The 16986-nt window shown below is 72.3% G+C and carries 17 protein-coding genes; 4 read left to right on the forward strand and 13 right to left on the reverse strand.

Going from position 1 to position 16986, the window contains the following annotated elements; translation table 11 throughout:
- Positions 1-47 precede the first annotated feature (47 nt).
- Positions 48-1040, reverse strand: a complete 993-nt coding sequence (locus tag FHR37_RS16420; RefSeq protein ID WP_202817863.1) for a GlxA family transcriptional regulator — start codon at positions 1038-1040, stop codon at positions 48-50.
- A gap of 71 nt (positions 1041-1111) precedes the next feature.
- Between FHR37_RS16420 and FHR37_RS16425 the strand changes: the two genes are divergently transcribed.
- Together FHR37_RS16425 and serA are read left to right on the forward strand one after the other, a co-directional pair.
- On the forward strand, positions 1112-2509 hold the full coding sequence (locus tag FHR37_RS16425) for an MFS transporter (protein WP_237768529.1): 1398 nt from the start codon (positions 1112-1114) through the stop codon (positions 2507-2509).
- Positions 2510-2645: 136 nt separating this feature from the next.
- A complete protein-coding gene (serA, locus tag FHR37_RS16430) occupies positions 2646-3866 on the forward strand; it encodes a phosphoglycerate dehydrogenase (protein ID WP_175542304.1) in 1221 nt (406 codons plus the stop codon).
- 2 nt (positions 3867-3868) lie between these two features.
- On the opposite strand, the gene FHR37_RS16435 is transcribed toward serA, so the two are convergent.
- From FHR37_RS16435 to FHR37_RS16445, 3 genes are read right to left on the reverse strand one after another with little or no spacing between them, the layout of a single operon-like run.
- On the reverse strand, positions 3869-6352 hold the full coding sequence (locus tag FHR37_RS16435; protein ID WP_092880230.1) for a glycoside hydrolase family 31 protein: 2484 nt from the start codon (positions 6350-6352) through the stop codon (positions 3869-3871).
- 32 nt (positions 6353-6384) lie between these two features.
- Positions 6385-7530: an acyl-CoA dehydrogenase family protein gene (locus FHR37_RS16440; RefSeq protein WP_092880233.1), complete on the reverse strand. Its 1146-nt coding sequence runs from the start codon at positions 7528-7530 to the stop codon at positions 6385-6387.
- A gap of 31 nt (positions 7531-7561) precedes the next feature.
- On the reverse strand, positions 7562-8542 hold the full coding sequence (locus FHR37_RS16445; RefSeq protein ID WP_092880236.1) for a hypothetical protein: 981 nt from the start codon (positions 8540-8542) through the stop codon (positions 7562-7564).
- 247 nt (positions 8543-8789) lie between these two features.
- On the opposite strand from FHR37_RS16445, the gene FHR37_RS16450 reads away from it, so the two are divergent.
- On the forward strand, positions 8790-9755 hold the full coding sequence (locus tag FHR37_RS16450; RefSeq protein WP_092880792.1) for a quinone oxidoreductase family protein: 966 nt from the start codon (positions 8790-8792) through the stop codon (positions 9753-9755).
- A 40-nt stretch (positions 9756-9795) separates the two neighbouring features.
- Here the strand turns inward: FHR37_RS16450 and smpB are convergent, their stop codons facing one another.
- From smpB to prfB, 5 genes are all read right to left on the reverse strand, one after another.
- Positions 9796-10278 (reverse strand): SsrA-binding protein SmpB, encoded by a 483-nt coding sequence (gene smpB / locus FHR37_RS16455; protein ID WP_092880239.1) that lies wholly within the window; start codon positions 10276-10278, stop codon positions 9796-9798.
- A gap of 70 nt (positions 10279-10348) precedes the next feature.
- The gene (locus FHR37_RS33150; RefSeq protein WP_139238777.1) at positions 10349-11797 is read right to left on the reverse strand and encodes a M23 family metallopeptidase; all 1449 of its coding nucleotides are present in this window, start codon (positions 11795-11797) and stop codon (positions 10349-10351) included.
- Positions 11798-11846: 49 nt separating this feature from the next.
- Positions 11847-12746, reverse strand: a complete 900-nt coding sequence (ftsX, locus tag FHR37_RS16465) for a permease-like cell division protein FtsX (protein WP_092880246.1) — start codon at positions 12744-12746, stop codon at positions 11847-11849.
- A 44-nt stretch (positions 12747-12790) separates the two neighbouring features.
- Positions 12791-13480, reverse strand: a complete 690-nt coding sequence (gene ftsE, locus FHR37_RS16470; protein WP_092880249.1) for a cell division ATP-binding protein FtsE — start codon at positions 13478-13480, stop codon at positions 12791-12793.
- A 219-nt stretch (positions 13481-13699) separates the two neighbouring features.
- Positions 13700-14821, reverse strand: a complete 1122-nt coding sequence (prfB, locus tag FHR37_RS16475; protein ID WP_092880794.1) for a peptide chain release factor 2 — start codon at positions 14819-14821, stop codon at positions 13700-13702.
- A gap of 154 nt (positions 14822-14975) precedes the next feature.
- Between prfB and FHR37_RS16480 the strand changes: the two genes are divergently transcribed.
- Positions 14976-15176, forward strand: coding sequence for a hypothetical protein (locus FHR37_RS16480; protein WP_092880252.1), 201 nt, complete (start codon positions 14976-14978; stop codon positions 15174-15176).
- 166 nt (positions 15177-15342) lie between these two features.
- On the opposite strand, the gene FHR37_RS16485 is transcribed toward FHR37_RS16480, so the two are convergent.
- Genes FHR37_RS16485 through FHR37_RS16500 form a run of 4 tightly spaced genes read right to left on the reverse strand, consistent with a single transcriptional unit; the run spans position 15343 to position 16977 of the window.
- Positions 15343-15846 carry a pilus assembly protein TadG-related protein gene (locus FHR37_RS16485; RefSeq protein ID WP_139238778.1) on the reverse strand — a complete coding sequence of 168 codons (504 nt, stop codon included), beginning with the start codon at positions 15844-15846 and terminating at the stop codon, positions 15343-15345.
- Positions 15847-15851: 5 nt separating this feature from the next.
- On the reverse strand, positions 15852-16343 hold the full coding sequence (locus tag FHR37_RS16490) for a hypothetical protein (RefSeq protein ID WP_092880257.1): 492 nt from the start codon (positions 16341-16343) through the stop codon (positions 15852-15854).
- Positions 16340-16765 carry a TadE family protein gene (locus FHR37_RS16495; RefSeq protein WP_092880260.1) on the reverse strand — a complete coding sequence of 142 codons (426 nt, stop codon included), beginning with the start codon at positions 16763-16765 and terminating at the stop codon, positions 16340-16342. The genes FHR37_RS16490 and FHR37_RS16495 overlap by 4 nt, the downstream gene beginning before the upstream one ends.
- Positions 16762-16977, reverse strand: coding sequence for a hypothetical protein (locus tag FHR37_RS16500; RefSeq protein ID WP_202884532.1), 216 nt, complete (start codon positions 16975-16977; stop codon positions 16762-16764). Before FHR37_RS16500 ends, FHR37_RS16495 begins: the two co-directional genes overlap by 4 nt.
- Positions 16978-16986: the final 9 nt, after the last annotated feature.

A 16986-nucleotide genomic window follows, 5' to 3' on the forward strand; every position in this document is an offset into this window, starting at 1 on the left:
CGCTCGGTGCGGGGCGTGGGATGCGGCGAGGGCGAAGGCTCGGTGGCTCAGTGCTCGGACGCGCCGCGGAACGTCCGCCGGTACGCCAGCGGCGAGACGCCGACGACCGCGTGCAGGTGCTGGCGCAGCGACGCGGTGGTCGCGAACCCCGCGGCCCGGGCCACCCCGTCGACCGGCAGATCGGTGGACTCCAGCAGGTGCCGGGCGTGCTCGATGCGCTGCCGGCCCAGCCAGGTGCCCGGGCTCAGGCCCGTCTCCTCCCGGAACCGACGGGTGAACGTCCGTACGCTCATCCGCCCGTGCCCGGCCAGCGCCCGCAGGTCGAGCGGGTCGGCCAGGTGGTCCAGCATCCACCGGCGGGTGGGTTCGGTGGTGGTGCCGGCCGGTGAGGGAACCGGGCGTTCGATGTACTGCGACTGGCCGCCGTCGCGCCAGGGCGGCACCACACAGCGGCGGGCCGTGCTGTTGGCCACCTCGGCGCCATGGTCGCGGCGGATGATGTGCAGGCACAGATCGAGACCGGCACCCACCCCGGCCGAGGTGAGCACCTGGCCGTCGTCGACGAACAGCACGTCCGGGTCGAGCCGGACCTTGGGGTACAGCTGCCGGAACCGCTCGGCGTGCGCCCAGTGGGTCGTCGCGGGGCGGCCGTCCAGGACGCCGGCCGCGGCCAGGACGAACGCACCGGTGCAGATCGACACCAGCCGCCGCCCGGTCGCCACCACGTCCCGCAGCGCCTCGGCGACCAGCGGGTCCAGCGTGCCGCCGGTCGTCGCCGGCCCGCCGTGCACGCCGGGCACCACCACGGTGTCCGCCTCGGCCAGCAGCTCCGGGCCGTGATCGGGTGCCACGTCGAAGCCGGCGGCCGTCCGGACCGCCGCGCCGTCGGGCGTACCGACCCGGACGACGTAGTGCCGCCGGTTGTCGCCGTCGCGGGCGGAACGGAAGACCTCGGTCGCCGTGCCCAGGTCGAACGGCACGATGGCGGGCAGGGCCAGCACCGCGAGCCGGTGCCGCGGATCATCGGCGGGAAACGGCATGGCCCGATCCTTGCACATGTTGGCCTCCAGGCCACTCGTTCTGGCCCGCTGGGATCCGAAGACTGGTCCCCGTGCACACGTCCACCGCGCCGATGTCCACCCGGCCGCCCCGCCTCCACCGTGCCTGGCTCGTCGCCGGCGTCTCGCTGCTCACCCTGGTCGCCGCCGCCGGATTCGGTGCCACCCCGGGCGTCCTGGTCACTCCCCTGCAGGAGGAGTTCGGCTGGTCGCGCAGCACGATCTCGCTCGCGATCTCGGTCAACCTCCTCCTCTACGGCCTGACCGCGCCGTTCGCTGCGGCGCTGATGGAGCGGTTCGGGATCCGCCGCGTCCTGGTCGGCGCGCTCACGCTGATCGTGGTGGGCAGCGGCCTGACGACCGTCATGACCGCCAGCTGGCAGCTGGTCCTGCTGTGGGGCGTACTCGTCGGCCTGGGCACCGGCGCGATGGCGCTTGGCTTCGTGGCCACGATCACCGGGCGGTGGTTCGTACGGCACCGAGGCCTGGTGACCGGCGTACTCACCTCCGGTGGCGCGACCGGCCGGCTGGTGTTCCTGCCCGTACTCGCCACTCTCGCCGTCGGCTCCGGCTGGCGCAGCGCGTCCTGGACGGTGACGATCGCCGCCCTGGCGGTCGTCCCGCTGGTCGTGGTGTTCCTGCGGGACCGGCCGAGCGACGTCGGCCTCGCACCGTACGGCGCGACCGGTGAGGACCCCTCCGCCCCTTCTGCTGCCTCCGAACCCACCGCGCACCCCGCTGCCGGCCGCGCCCCGGCCACGCTGTCCGCCGCCGCCCGCACCCGGGTGTTCTGGCTGCTCGCGGTGGGCTTCGCGATCTGCGGCATGTCGACCAACGGGCTGATCCAGATCCACCTGATCCCGGCCGCCCACGACCACGGCATGTCCGAGCCGGTGGCCGCCTCGTTGCTGGCCCTGGTGGGAGTGCTGGACGTGATCGGGACGGTCGCCTCCGGCTGGCTCACCGACCGGGTTCCGGCGGCGCTGCTGCTCGGGTTGTACTACGCGCTGCGCGGCGGCTCCCTGCTGCTGCTCCCGTCGCTGCTCGCCGCCGAGCCGCACCCGAGCCTGCTGATCTTCATCGTGTTCTACGGGCTGGACTGGGTGGCGACGGTGCCGCCGACGATCGCCCTGTGCCGTACGCACTTCGGCACCGCCGGGCCGATCGTGTTCGGCTGGGTCTTCGCCTGCCACCAGATCGGCGCGGCGATCGCCGCGACCGCCGCGGGCGTGATCCGCGACGACCTGGGCAGCTACACCGTCGCGTTCACCGGCGCCGGCCTGCTGTGCTTCCTGGCGGCGGCCGCGTCCATCCGGATTCCGAACCGGCCGGCCGGCGACCAGACCAGGGAGCAGGTCACCGACCGGGCCAGGGAGCAGGACGAGGCCTCCGACCGGGGCCAGGACCGGGACCAGGACCGGGGGGAGCGATCGCCGGTCACGAGCCGCTAGGACCAGTCAGGAGCGCCCGGGGCCACCACCCGATATGAGGGCCTTGGTCCCGGATCCGTACCAGCACCGCCCCCGGGCATACCGCACCCTGGACCCGGGTGTGCCCGCTCGAGGCGAAGGGGGCACCATCTTTGCCATGGCCCCGACCGGAGACGACAAGATCAACGTCCTGCTGCTGGAGAACATCCACCCCGATGCCACCGAGCTGCTCTCCTCGGCCGGCTTCCACGTGGAGACCCACGACGGCGCACTCGGCGAGGACGAGCTGGCCGCACGTGTCGGTGACGTACACCTGCTCGGCATCCGATCGACCACCCAGCTCACCGACAAGGTGCTCGACCACGCCGGCAACCTCCTCGCGGTGGGCGCGTTCTGCATCGGAACCAACCAGATCGACCTCCCGGCGGCGACCCGGCGCGGGGTGGCGGTGTTCAACGCGCCGTTCTCCAACACCCGCAGCGTCGTCGAGCTCGCCATCGCCGAGATCATCGCGCTCACCCGGCGGCTCACCGACAAGAGCCGGGACATGCACGCGGGGATCTGGGACAAGTCGGCCGCCGGCAGCCACGAGGTGCGCGGCCGCCGGCTCGGCATCGTGGGGTACGGCAACATCGGCAGCCAGCTGTCGGTGCTGGCCGAGACACTCGGCATGTCGGTGTACTTCTACGACATCAACGACAAGCTGGCCCTCGGCAACGCGGTCCGCTGCTCCTCGATCGAGGAGCTACTGGAGTCGGTCGACATCGTGACGCTGCACGTCGACGGGCGGCCCGGCAACAGCGGGATGTTCGGCGAGGCGGAGTTCGCCCGGATGCGTCCCGGCGCGATCTTCCTCAACCTCTCCCGCGGCTTCCTCGTCGACCACGGCGCGCTGCGCCGGCACATCGAGTCCGGCCATCTCGCCGGCGCGGCCGTGGACGTGTTCCCGCGTGAGCCGAAGCGCCGCGGTGAGGCGTTCGAGTCGGAGCTGCGCGGACTGTCCAACGTCATCCTCACCCCCCACGTCGGCGGGTCCACCGAGGAGGCGCAGCAGGACATCGGCCGATTCGTGGCGTCCAAGCTGCGCCACTACGCCGACGACGGCAACACGTCCCTGAGCGTGAACCTCCCGGAGCTCGCCCTGCCCGAGCGAGTCGGCGCCCACCGGCTCGCGCACGTCCACGTGAACACGCCGGGCGTTCTCGCCACCATCAACGGCGTCCTCGCCGAGCACGGTGTGAACATCGAGGGACAGTTCCTCGGCACCCGCGGCGAGGTCGGCTACGTCATCACCGACATCGGCGCGCCGGCCGCGGACAAGGTGGCTCAGGTGCTGCGGGAGATGCCGGAGACCATCCGCCTCCGCCAGCTCTCCTAAGGTCACGGCCGGCCGGGGGCCACCCGCCAGTCCACGTCGTACGGCAGGGAGCCGGCCGGTCCGGAGTAGCGCACCTCGAGCCGGCCGTCGTCGTCGCGGCCGAGGGTGAAGCGTTCCTCCACCGGCTCGGCGAACCCGTCACCGGCATCGGTGACCAGCATCCCGCCCGGGGCTAGGTCGTCATCGGCGCCGGCCGCGCCGTCGTCGTCCTGGCCTGCTTCGTCGTCGGGGCCGGGCGGGTAGACCTCCAGCACGATCGAACCCGCGCGCTCCACCGGAAGCACCGCGCCCGCCCGGACGAGCACCGGCGTGGAGTCCAGCGGCGCCGGCACGGTCACGTGCCCGGGTCCGTCGTGGGCGATCCCGGTGCGCCGGTCGTACCACCGCCCGGCGGGCAGGCGTACGGTCCGCTCGCGGACGCCCTCGGCCAGCACCGGCGCCACCAGCAGCGCGTCACCCAGCAGGAACTGGTCGTCCTCCCAGCGCAGCGCGGCGTCGGCCGGGTCGGCCCAGAACATCGGCCGGGCATAGGGCGTGCCGGTGCGGTGCGCGACGAACGCGAGGGTGTACCAGTACGGCAGCAGGGCGTATCGCTCGGTCAGCGCGGGCCGCACCTGCCCGAGCACCTCCGGCCCGAACGCCCACGGCTCCCGGTGCGGCAGCGACGCGGCGCAGTGCACCCGGAAGAACGGGAGATACGAGGCGAGCTGGAACCAGCGGACGTACAGCTCCGCCGACGGGTGCGCGTCGAAGCCGCCGATGTCGGGACCGGAGTACGGCATCCCCGAACAGCCCAGCCCGAGAGTGAAGCTGAGACTGATCCGCAGGCCCTCCCAGGCCGTGCCGATGTCGCCGGACCAGGTGCCGGCGTAGCGCTGCAGGCCCGCGAAACCCGACCGCGACAGGAGGTAGGGCCGCCGGTCCGGCCGCAGCCGCCGCACGCCGTCGAACCCCGCGTGGTTGAGCAGCAGGGCGTAGACGTTGTGCGCCTCGCGGTGGTCGCCGCCACGCCCGTCGAGGTCGTGCCGGGTGGACAGCGGAAGCGTCCCGTCGCCCCACGCCGCGAACGACGACGGCTCGTTCATGTCGTGCCAGAAACCGGCGACGCCGGCGCTGACGTAGGTCTGGTAGAGCCGGCTCCACCACTCGCGGGTCCGGGAGGCGGTGAAGTCGGGAAAGACCGTGGTGCCCGGCCACACCACTCCGGTCGCGAGCCCGCCGCGCTCGTCCCGGCAGAACACGTCGGCCGCGAGACCGCCGGCGAACACGGGGTCGCGCCGGTCCGTGGCGACACCGGGATCGGCGATGGCCACCAAGTGGATGCCGCGCTCGGCCAGGTCCGCGGTGAGGGTGCTGAGGTCGGGATAACGCTGCGGGTCGACGTTGAACGGCCGGTTGTCGACGAGGTGGTCGATGTCCAGCCAGATCACCGACAGCGGCAGGTCGCGTTCGGCGAACTGCCCGACGATCCGGCGTACCGCGGACTCGCTGCCGTACCCCCAGCGGCTCTGGTGGTAACCCAGTGCCCAGCGCGGCGGCAACGCCGGCCGCCCGGTGAGCGCGGTGTAGGCGTCCAGCGCCCGCGCCGGCGGACCCGGGAAGACGTAGTAGCGCAGCGGGCCGTCGGACAGGCGGGTGACGACCTGCTCGCCCACCTCGACGGTGCCGTCGAAGCTGGTGTCGTGGAACGCGAGGTGCGTGCCCGCGTCGGCGACGACGAGGTGGACCGGGATCGACAGGGACAGCGGATCGTCGCCCAGGGTGTAGGTGCCGCCGGGGTCGGAGTTCCACAGCCGGTAGGTGCCGCCACGCCGGTCGAGTGGCGCGCTGCGGCCGCCGAGCCCGAGCACCGCGGCGTCGCTGTCCAGCGTGCTGCGGTGGGTCCAGGCGGAACCGTCCCAGCGGGGTGGCAGATCCTGGCGCAGCGGTGGGGCGTGCCCGTCGCCGCCGGACCGGAACGTGAGCCCGCCCGCGGGATGGACGGTGACGCTCAGCTCGCCGGTGCCGACCTTCCAGTCGTCACCCTCGCGGGCGAGCGTGGTGTCCTGCGAAGCCGCGGGCGCCTGCCCGGACCCGAAGTCGGCCAGGGCGTAGGACGGCGTGGGCCGGGCGCCGTCCCAGCCGACGAAGACGCCGCCGGCGGCGAGGAACCGCACCTCCAGGGTGAGGTCGTCATCCATGCCCTGCGTCGGCGCGAACGTGAACCGCGCTCCCCCGGCCACCGGCTCCGCACCGGTCAGCCGCCCCGGCACGCGCGGCGGAGTGCGCGACGGCTGCTCCAGCTGCCGGTCGAGCCAGGTGCGCCGGACGGCGTAGCGAACCGCCCGCAGGCTGTTCTGCCAGCCGATCAACTGGAACGCGCCCGCGAGGGCCTTCGTGCGGTCGAGGACGTTCTCGCGGGAACGCGGGCGCAGGTGCCGCAACCAGCCGCCGAACATCGGCGGGGTGACCGGGTCGTTCCCGGGCAGGGACCTGGGGAGCCGCATGTCCTCTCCGTTCTCGCGAGTGGACCGTCAGCTTAGGTTGATCCACCGACATCGCCGGCGCCAGTCGGTGCCGCGTGCAGTTCACCGGCCGGACCGTCGGCCCAGTGCCGCAGCTGCTCCTCGCGCGCGGGCCGGGTCTGCGCCTGCACCAGCAGGAACGCCGCCTCCCGGGCCAGCCGCTGGGCCGGGTCGGTCAGCGTCATCGACCTGCCGCCGCCGGCGACGACCAGCGCCGTGGTCGCGTCCACCAGCAACGTGCCGACCTCCGCCCTGGTGGCCAGCCGGACGTCGTGTTGGTCGTCGGGGGGTACGTCGTCGAAGAGCCGGTCGGTGCGCTCCCGCAGCCGTTCCAGTCGTTCGGCGAACCGGTCGGCGGCCCGGCCGGCCGGGGTCAGCCCGGTCTGCTCGGCGACCTCGCGAAGCCGTCGGACGGCGGTCGTGACCAGGCCGAACGCGGCCGGGTTGGGCATCACGGTGTTGCGCCGGTCGGTGTGCAGCCAGCGGTCGACCGGTTGCCGCGCCACCACATGGGAGTCGGGTACGAACAGCCCGTCGAACCGCAGCCGGACCGTACGCGTCGCGGTCATCGCCGCCAGCCGCAACGGCTCGGAGGCGGTCAGCTCGTCCCCCGGCCGTGCGGGCACGATGCCGAACACCACCTCCCCGTCCGCGGTCGCGCCGCCGAGGGAGAAGACGTCGTTGAGGTCCCAGCCGGTGTACCACGGCGCGACACCGTGGAACCGCCAGCCGCCGGCGACGCGTTCGGCCTCCACCGGGCGGTCCGGCCAGCGGCGCAGGTGCGCGAACGCCGTACCCGCCACGAGTTCGCCCCGGGCCAGCCGGGGCAGCAGGTCGGCCCGGGCCGGAGCGTCGCTGTCGGCGAGCAGCCGGACCGGACCGTGGTGCTGGGCGCCGACGAACCAGGTCGCCGCGTCCGCACCGGCCAGCACCTCCTGGATCCGGCGCTGCAACCGGGGCGGGGCAGCACTTCCGCCGTCGGCGACCGGAGCGGCCAGGCCGAGCAGGCCCGCCCGGCCGAGCGCGTCCAGGTGCGAGCGCGGCACCGTGGTGGTGTCCACGTCGGCGGCGTTCGGGGCGAGCAGGTCGGCGGCGAGTCCGTGCGCGGCTCGCAGCAGCGGCGAGCCCGTCGCGGAGCCTGTCGTGGCGTCGGCGGTCACGCCGCGATCCTGCCATCAACCGCCGATCCGTTCAGCCGACGACCCGGCCCCGTCGCCGAAGTCCGGGAAACCACCGGCCGGCGGACTCGCCGTCGCCGGCCGCGGCGCGGGCGGCCCGCCACCAGGTCGCCGCACCGGCGTCCCGGTCGGCGAGCTCGCCGGGGTCGACGGCCCGCATCCCGGCCACCAGGCGCGCCGCCTCCGCCGCACCGACCTCGCCGTGGTCGAACTCCAGGCGTACCCACTGGCTGCCCACCCGGGTGAGGTAGCGCGGCGAGGAGACCCCGCCGAGCCGCCGCAGCGCGGGCCGGACCGCTCCGGCCGGGACGAGTTCCCGCTCCGACTGGGCGGGTACGAGATCGCGCACGGGGGCGTGGTCCAGCGGCGTCAGCTCGACCGAGAGGGAGTTGTCGGCGGCCGCGTTGTCGTACCCCACGCTGATCGAACGCCCGTCGGGCGCCACGTAGACGTAGTCCAGGCGCCAGGCCGGGTCGTCGATCAGCAGCGGGCGCAGCCCGGTGGCGCGGATCTCCTGCCGCTTCACCGCCACGTCCAGTCGGTCGGCGAACACGTGCTCGACCACCGCCACCACACCCAGCCCGGCCAGCACCATCAGACCGGCGACGCGGGGCGGCCACGGGCGGCCCGAGGCACCCGCCCAGCCGGCCCAGCCGCCGACGAGGGCGGCGAAGGTGGCCAGCGCGCAGCCCGGCGTCAGGCCGAGCGCGCCGGCGAGGAGGAAGAGCGTGCGTGCCAGGGCGACGTGCACGACCAGCACGGCAGTGCCGGCCACGAGCGGGGCGAGCACCGGGCGGTCCGTCCGCATCGCCCACAGCACGAGAGCGGCGGCGGTGCCACAGGAGACCGGCACCACGACGGCCAGCAGCCACTCCTGGTCGATTCCGGGCGACCACCGGCCGGTGTGGACGGCCTCCGCCAGCACCGTCCGGAGGTACGGCACGCAGAGGACCGCGCCGCCGCACACCACCGCCGTCAGCACCACATCCCGCATCGGCGTCCTCCGTCTTCGTCGGAAGCCCTTTTCGTCGGAAGCCTCGTGGAACCACCCTGCACCCGGGCCACGGAAGGCCGCGTGAGTACGTGGGCCCAAACCGGCCGCGTCGGCGTACTCATCACGTCTGTGGTTTGCGGAATCCCGAGGTGCCCATAGGTTGGAAGTCGGGCCTGAACGGCCGGGGGACGAGCTCACGCGACGACCAGAAGACGACCCAGAAGACGACCAGGAAGAGGTGTCCCGGGTGCGAGCAGTGCAGGTGACCCGAACCGGCGGACCGGACGTTCTCGAGGTTGCGGACCTACCGACCCCCGAGCCCGGGCCGGGTGAGGTGCTGGTCGACGTGGCCGCGGCCGGCGTCAACTTCATCGACACCTACCGACGCTCCGGCGCGTACCCGATGTCCACTCCGTTCGTCGCCGGCAGCGAGGGCGCCGGAACGATCGCCCGGCTCGGTCCCGACGTGAGCGAGCTCGCGGTGGGCGACCGGGTGGCCTGGAAGGAGGCGCCCGGCTCCTACGCCGAGCAGGTGTGCGTCCCGGTGGCCGAGGTCGTCCCGGTCCCGGACTCCGTCTCCGACGAGGTGGCCGCGGCGACGATGCTGCAGGGGATGACGGCGCACTACCTCGCCACCTCGACCTACCCGGTCGGCAAGGGCGACTGGGCGCTCGTGCACGCCGCCGCGGGCGGGGTCGGGCTGCTGCTCACCCAGATCGTCAAGTTGCGGGGCGGACGCGTCCTCGCCACCACCTCCACGGCGGACAAGGCCGAACTCGCCCGCGGCGCCGGCGCGGACGAGGTCACGTCCTACGACGACTTCGCCGACCGGGCCCGGGAGCTGACCGACGGCGAGGGCTTCCCCGTGGTGTACGACGGGGTGGGCAGGGCGACGTTCGAACGCGGCCTGGACGCGCTGCGGGTGCGCGGGCTGATGGTGCTGTACGGCGCGGCCAGCGGGCCGGTGCCGGCGTTCGACCCGCAGACGCTGAACTCCAAGGGCGGGTTGTTCCTGACCAGGCCGAGCCTGGCGTACTACACCCGGGACCGCGCCGAGCTCGCCGACCGGGCCGGGGAGCTGTTCGGCTGGATCGGCGCGGGGCAGTTGGACGTACGGATCGGCGGACGCTACTCGCTGGCGGACGCCGCGCAGGCGCACGAGGACCTGGAGGGGCGCCGGACCACCGGGAAGCTGCTGATCCTCACCAGCTGACAGCGGACCGGCCCCCGGCCGGCCGGCCGCCGGGGCCGCGTCAGACGCTGCCGTGGCTGCGGTTGTGCTCGGCCATTTGCCGGGCGGCGTCGCGGTCGGCCTCCCGCTTGGCGAGCGTCTGCCGTTTGTCGTACTCCCGCTTGCCCCGGGCCAGGCCGATCTCGATCTTCGCCTTGCCGTCCTTGAAGTACAGGGCCAACGGGACGATCGTGATGCCGCTCTCCCGGGTGGCCGCGCCGATCTCGGCGATCTCCTTGCGGTGCAGGAGCAGCTTGCGGGTGCGCCGGGGGGCGTGGTTGGTCCAGGTGCCCTGGGAGTACTCCGGGATGTGCACCCCCTGCAGCCACACCTCGTCGTTCATCACGACGGCGTACCCGTCCACCAGCGAAGCGCGGCCGGCGCGGAGGGCCTTCACCTCCGTGCCGGTGAGGACGAGACCCGCCTCGAACGTGTCGTCGATGTGGTAGTCGTGCCGGGCCTTGCGATTCTGCGCGATCACCCGGCGCCCGCGCTCCTTTGCCATCCCTCTATCTTCCCGGACCGGCGCAACCGCGTTTCCGCTGGGGACCCGCCGGGCGCGGAGCGGGGTCCGGTTACAGCCAGTTCATGGGATTCGTCGTGGATCCGTTCCGATAGACCATGAAGTGCAGGTGGCAGCCGGTGGAGTAGCCCGTGGTGCCGACGTAGCCGACGACCTCGCCGCGGCTGACCCGCTCACCGTTGCTCACGGCGTACCGCGACATGTGGTTGTACGCGGTGACGATGGACGCTCCCCGCATCCGCCCGTGCGAGACCAGCACGCGGTTGCCGTAGGCGCCGTTGTAGTAGCGGGCGATCACCCGGCCGCTCGCCGCCGCGTGGATCGGGGTCCCGCACGCCGCGCCGAAGTCGGTGCCGTCGTGCAGCTTCCACCGGTGCAGGATCGGGTGGAACCGCATGCCGTACGGCGAGGTGATCGAGGCCTGCACCGGCCGGGACAGCGTGCTGCTGCCGCCGCCGCCGGACCCCTCGCCGGACCCGCCACCGCTGTTGCCGCCACCGCTGTTGCCGCCACCGCTGTTGCCGCCACCGCCGTTGCCGCCACCGCCGCCACTGTTGCCCCCGCCGGACCCGCCGCCGTCGTGACGCTTGCGCTGACGTTCCTGGCGCTGGCGTTCCTGACGCTGACGCTCCTGGCGCTGGCGTTCCTGCCTGGCCTCCTGGCGGGCCAGCTCCTCCAGCATCGCCTGGATGCGGCTTCGCTCGGCGACCAGCTGCTGGTAGCGCCGCAGGTCGTCGGATTTGGCGCGCTCGGCCGCGGTCTGGGCGGACCTGCGCTCGGCGACCAGGCTCCCGATCGACGCGGCCGTCGAGGCGGCCTGCTGCTCCAGCTCACGTACACGCGCGAGGTTGGCCGCGGCCGAGTCCCGTTTCCGGGCGACCACGCGCTCGGCGGCGGCCAGCACGTTGCGCTTGCCGGCCAGCTGTGCCCGGGCGGCGTTCAGCCGGTTCAGGGCGCCCTGCTGGGAGTCGGCCACGCTGCTGACCAGCTGCGCCCGGTCGAGCAGCTCGCCGGTGGTCTCACTGGTGAGCACCGCGGTGAGCTCGCTCACGCCGGGTTGTTGGTACGCCGCGGCCGCGAACGACCCGATCTCGTCCCGCTGGGCGCGCACGCCGTCCTCGGTCCGGGCCAGCTCCGACCGGCTGCGGGCGACCGCCGCACGCGCCCGGCCCAGGTCGGCGGCCAGTGCGGCGTCCTTCGCCTGGGCGGCGGCGAGCTGCCCCCGGACGGTGGCCAGCCGGGTCTGCGCCGTCCGCAACCGGGCCTGCGCCTGCGCCAGGGCGAGCGTCGCCGAGCGCAACCCGGCCGAGGACTCGTCCAGGTCGCCCTTGGCGTCCTCCAGCTGGCGGTCGACCCGGCGTCTGTCGTCGTCGGGGCCGGCCTGCGCCCGCTGCAGGCCGGGACTCAGGGTCGCGGAGGACGCGAGGAGCGCCGCCAGGCACGCCACCGCAAACGCGACGAATGCCGCGCGCAGGCGCACCGAAGGGGTCGGACGGGACACGGAGGGTCCCCTCTCTCTCGGAGGTTCTACCGAGAGTAGGAGATACCCATCACACCGTGAGGTATTTCCGCAGTGTCACGAACGAGGCGACGATGGCCAAAAGTGCACCCAGCACCACCAACACCGGCATCGTGGCAAGAGTCTCCTCCCACCCGATCCAGGGAATTGCACGGATGTCGGTACGTAACCGGGCAGTGAGCATGGGCGTCAGCGCGAGCGTTCCGCAGGCCAGCGCGGCGCCCACCAGCGCCGCGACGACGCTCTCCACGATGAACGGCAACTGGATGTAGAGGTTCGACGCGCCGACGAGGCGCATGATGCCTATCTCACGTCGTCGGCTGAAGACCGTGAGCCGGATGGTGTTGCCGATCTGCAGGACCGCGGCCACCAGCAACCCGCCGGCGAGGCCGATCGAGATCCACTGCAGGCCGTTCAGCCCCTTGAACAGGGGTTCGAGCAGCTTGCGGGAGTCCTGGACGCTGAAAACCCCGGGCAGGCCCTGCACGGACGAGACCACGCCCTGGTACTCCTGGGGGTTCTTCAGGCTCACCCGGAACGACTCCGGCAGGTCCTTCACCTGCACCACCTTGGAGGTGGCGGAGTCCTTGTAGATCTCCTGGTAGCGCTTGAAGGCCTGCTGCTGGGACTCGTGGTAGACCCTGCGGACCTCGGGGCTGGAGCTGAGCGCCTTGTTGATCTCCGACCGCTGGCCGGCGCTGACCGCGCCGTCGGCACACTGCGGCGAGGACGACACGCCGTTGCAGAGGAAGACCGCGATCTCCACCTTGTCGTACCAGAAGCCCTTGACCATGCCGACCTCGGACCGGATGAGCATCCCCATCCCGAAGAGGACGAGCGAGATCCAGACGGTGACGACGACGGCCACGGTCATGGTGACGTTGCGGCGAAGGCCCGTGCCGAGTTCGGAGAAGGCGTACCTGATCTGCATGGTGTCCTAGCGTGTCGGGGTCATGACGTCGGGGCGGGCGGAGGCTAGGTCTGGTAGCCGTAGACGCCGCGGGTCTGGTCGCGGACCAGCTTGCCGCCGTCGAGTTCGATGACGCGCTTGCGCATCTGGTCCACGATCGACGCGTCGTGGGTGGCCATGAGGACCGTGGTGCCGGTGCGGTTGATCCGGTCCAGCAGCTTCATGATGCCGACCGACGTCGAGGGGTCGAGGTTTCCGGTCGGCTCGTCGGCGATCAGGATCTTCGGCCGGTTGACGAACGCCCGGGCGATCGCGACCCGCTGCTGCTCACCGCCGGACAGCTCGTCCGGCATGCGGTTCTCCTTGCCGTCCAGCCCGACCAGCTCCAGGACGACCGGGACCTCCTTGACGATCTGGGAGCGCGAGCCGCCGATGACCTGCAGCGCGAACGCGACGTTGTCGAAGATCGTCTTGTTGGGCAGCAGCCGGAAGTCCTGGAAGACCGTGCCGATCTGGCGGCGTAGCCGCGGGACCTTCCACGACGACAGCCGGTTGAGCTCCTTGCCGGCCACGAACACCCGGCCGCGGGAGGGCCGCAGCTCGCGCAGGGCGAGCCGGAGGAACGTCGACTTGCCCGAGCCCGACTGTCCCACCAGGAACACGAACTCGCCCTTGTCGACCTCCAGGGACAGGTCGGCGAGCGCGGGCCGGGTCTGTCCGTCGTAGACCTTGCTGACGTTCTCGAAGCGGATCACGGCATGCTTCCTGACCTGGGTCGGGTTTCGTCGGGCTTTCGGACTGGCGTCGGTCGGGTCCTGGTCGGGCGGCCGACCTGGGTCGACCAGTCGTCGAGTGTACGACCCGAATCCTGCCCAATCGCCAGACTCCCCAGCAAGCCGCAAATGTCACCCTCCGCGCCCATTCGGGGACGGTGACTCCCGGGGTCTCCCGGGGGTCTCGCGGAACGGCCCGGGTCAGGCGGTGGCGGCGGCCGCGCCGCTGGTGCGGCGCCAGCGGATGCCGGCCTCGATGAAGTCGTCGAGCTCGCCGTCGAAGACCGCCTGCGGGTTACCGGTCTCCTGCTCGGTGCGCAGGTCCTTCACCATTTGGTACGGATGCAGGACGTAGTTGCGCATCTGGTCGCCCCAGGAGCTGGTGACGTTGCCCCGCATCTCGTCGATCTTGGCCCGCTCCTCCGCCTTGCGCAGGGCGAGCAGCTTCGCCTTGAGGATCGTCATCGCGGTGGCGCGGTTCTGGATCTGGCTCTTCTCGTTCTGGCAGGAGACGACGAGCCCGGTCGGGAGGTGGGTGATGCGGACCGCGGAGTCGGTGGTGTTGACGCTCTGGCCGCCCGGACCCGACGAGCGGTAGACGTCGATCCGGATCTCCTCCTCGGGGATGTCCACCTCGTCGGTCTGCTCGAGGACCGGCACGACCTCGACGCCGGCGAACGAGGTCTGCCTGCGGCCCTGGTTGTCGAACGGCGAGATCCGGACCAGCCGGTGGGTGCCCTGCTCGACCGAGAGCGTGCCGTAGGCGTAGGGAGCCTTCACCGCGAAGGTGGCCGACTTGATGCCGGCCTCCTCGGCGTAGGACGTGTCGTAGACCTCGCTGGGGTACTTGTGCCGCTCGGCCCAGCGGATGTACATCCGCATCAGCATCTCGGCGAAGTCGGCGGCGTCCACCCCGCCCGCGCCGGACCGGATGGTCACCAGCGCCTCACGGGAGTCGTACTCGCCGGACAGGAGGGTGCGGACCTCCAGCGCGTCGATGGCCCGGCGAAGGTCGGTGAGCTCCTTGTCGGCCTCGGCGCGGGTGGCCGAGTCGTCCTCGGCGTCGGCCAGCTCGACCAGCACGGCCAAGTCGTCCAGCCGCTGCCGCTGGCTGGTCACCCGGTCCAGGTCTGCCTGGCGGGCCGCGAGCCGGGTGGTCACCCGCTGCGCGTTGGCCTGGTCGTCCCACAGGTTGGGCGCGGACGCCTGCTCGCTCAGCTCGGCGATCTCCCGGCGCAGCTGGTCGAGGTCGAGCACAGACTCGATGCTGCGCAGCGTCGAGTCGAGTGCCTTGATGTCTGCTTCGAAGTCGGGTCCGGCCACGGTCCCCAAGCGTACGCGCCCGGCGGTGACGCCGGATTCGGGCATGGATTACCCGATCCGACCGCCGGGATCGGCCGAAGGGAGGACGCGCGGACAGCCGAACCGCCCTGGTTTTCGTGATGTGTCTGCCCTGTCCAGGATCAGGTCGAAGCCCGTGGCCGTTCCGGTGCTGTGCGTGCTGGTCGTGCTGACCTTCCTCGCCGCGCGACCGCCGGCCCCGCTGCCCGCCGGCGCACCTGCCGGGGAGTTCGGCGCCGGGCGGGCTCACGCGTACGTGCGCACCCTGGCTCGCGAGCCTCATGCCACCGGGACCGCCGCGAACCGGCGGCGGGTGGGCGACCGGGACGTCCGCTGAACCGGCCCGCCGACCTGTCCTACGACCTGCGGGAGGTGCCGGGATACCGCGGCCCGCCGCCGGGGACGGTGAACCGCTATGCCGAGCTGGCCCTCTTCCGGAGCTTCATCATCTGACCGCGGCACCTGACCGCACGGCCGCACGGCGTGGCGCGGTGCCGGGTCCGCTACGGCGTGGCGAAGGTCTCGGCGTTGGCGCGTACGGTGATGTCGATCCGGCCCTGCCCGCTGGACACGGAGTTGGTGATCGGCAGGACCACGGTGCCGCCACAGGTGACGGTGACCTCGGCGGCGGTCATCGCGGTCACGCCGCAGTCGACGGTGCGGTATCCGCCCTCCGCGACGTACCTGTCGACCTCCTCCTGGGCCAGCTGGCGGCTGAGCACCACGCGGTCACCCACCCCACCGCGGTAGATGGCCGCCTTGTCGACACCGTTGGTCGCGGCCAGCGCGGCACCGTCGGCGATACCACTGAGCGCCCGGCGGTAGACGAAGGCCTGGGCGGCGTCGAACACGACCGCGCACAGCAACATGATGATGATCCCGAACCCGATGATCAACGGGAGCAGCGAGCCGCGCTCGTCCGGTCGGGTGCGAGCCGGACGAGCCGGACGAGCCGGACCCGCGGGCGATCGACGACGGGGACGGAACAGCCACGCCGGTCGGGCCATCCGGGTCACCCCTTCGACTCTCGGTAGTCGCCGTACGGCGTGCGGTGCGTGCTGCTGACGGGGATGGACGCGAGCGGGCCGCCGATCACGTCCGGGATGAACGGCAGCGGAACGGTGTAGCTGACCCGGACGGTCACCGCGGAGCCGGCCGTCAGGCAGCCGCCGTCGCACTGGTAGGAGAAGCCGGAACCGAGTTCGAGTCCCTGGTCGGACATGGCGAACTGCGCGGCCTGCCGTGCCCTGGACTGCGCGGAGCCGACGTCGGGCGCCAGCACGAACGCGCGACCGGCGTCGCGGGCCGCGGCCGACGCGCCGTACATCGCCCGCTGCAGGTCGAACACCGCGAGCAGGACGTAGACCAGCGGGATCAGGAACAGGATTCCCATCAGGCAGAACTCCACGATGGCGTTCCCGCCCTCGCCGTACGCCCGTCGCCGGGCGAGGGCAGCGGGGGCGGAGGCGACGGCGCGGATGGTACGGAGGAGTCGCCAGGTCATGGCGTCGGCTCCTTCACCGCGTGCCCGGCCACCGTGAAGCCGAACGTCGGGCCCCACAGACCCATCGCGGGCATCCGGGCCCGCACCCGCATCTGCACCACCTCCTGGCCGCCCGCACTGGCCGTGCCCGGCGTCACCGCGCCCGCCATCCCGGCCGACAGCGCACCGGAGATGCAGTCGCGGGTCACCGCCACACCCTCCGCCGGCGTCCCGTCGTAGTTGGCGGCCTCGCGGGCACCGTCGTGCGCGCAGGCGGTGAGGGTGTTACGGACGTGCAGGAACAGACCGAGCTGGAGCACGCCGAGGAACAGCGGCAACAACACGATCATCACCAGCACGAACTCCACCGGTGCGGCTCCGCGTTCGGAGCAGAGGGCCGGCCGAAGGACGAGGCCACGTCGGCGGCCCCCGTGGGTACTCATCCGGGGATGGAACCCCGCGCCTTGTTGATGGCGTCCTGCAGCATCGACTGCAGCTGCGGGCCGAGGAAGGCCCAGAGCACGGCGACCAGAGCGGCGGTCATGACGGTGATGAGAGCAAAGCCCACCAAGTCCCCGCGCTCACGTCCCCCGGTCAGCAGTCGGGCGTGCAGGCGCACGAGCACCACTGCGAGCTGTTCCTTGACGGTGATCATTACTGATCC

It is taken from the genome of Actinopolymorpha cephalotaxi, from assembly GCF_013408535.1.
In the GTDB taxonomy this organism is placed as follows: Bacteria; Actinomycetota; Actinomycetes; order Propionibacteriales; family Actinopolymorphaceae; genus Actinopolymorpha; species Actinopolymorpha cephalotaxi.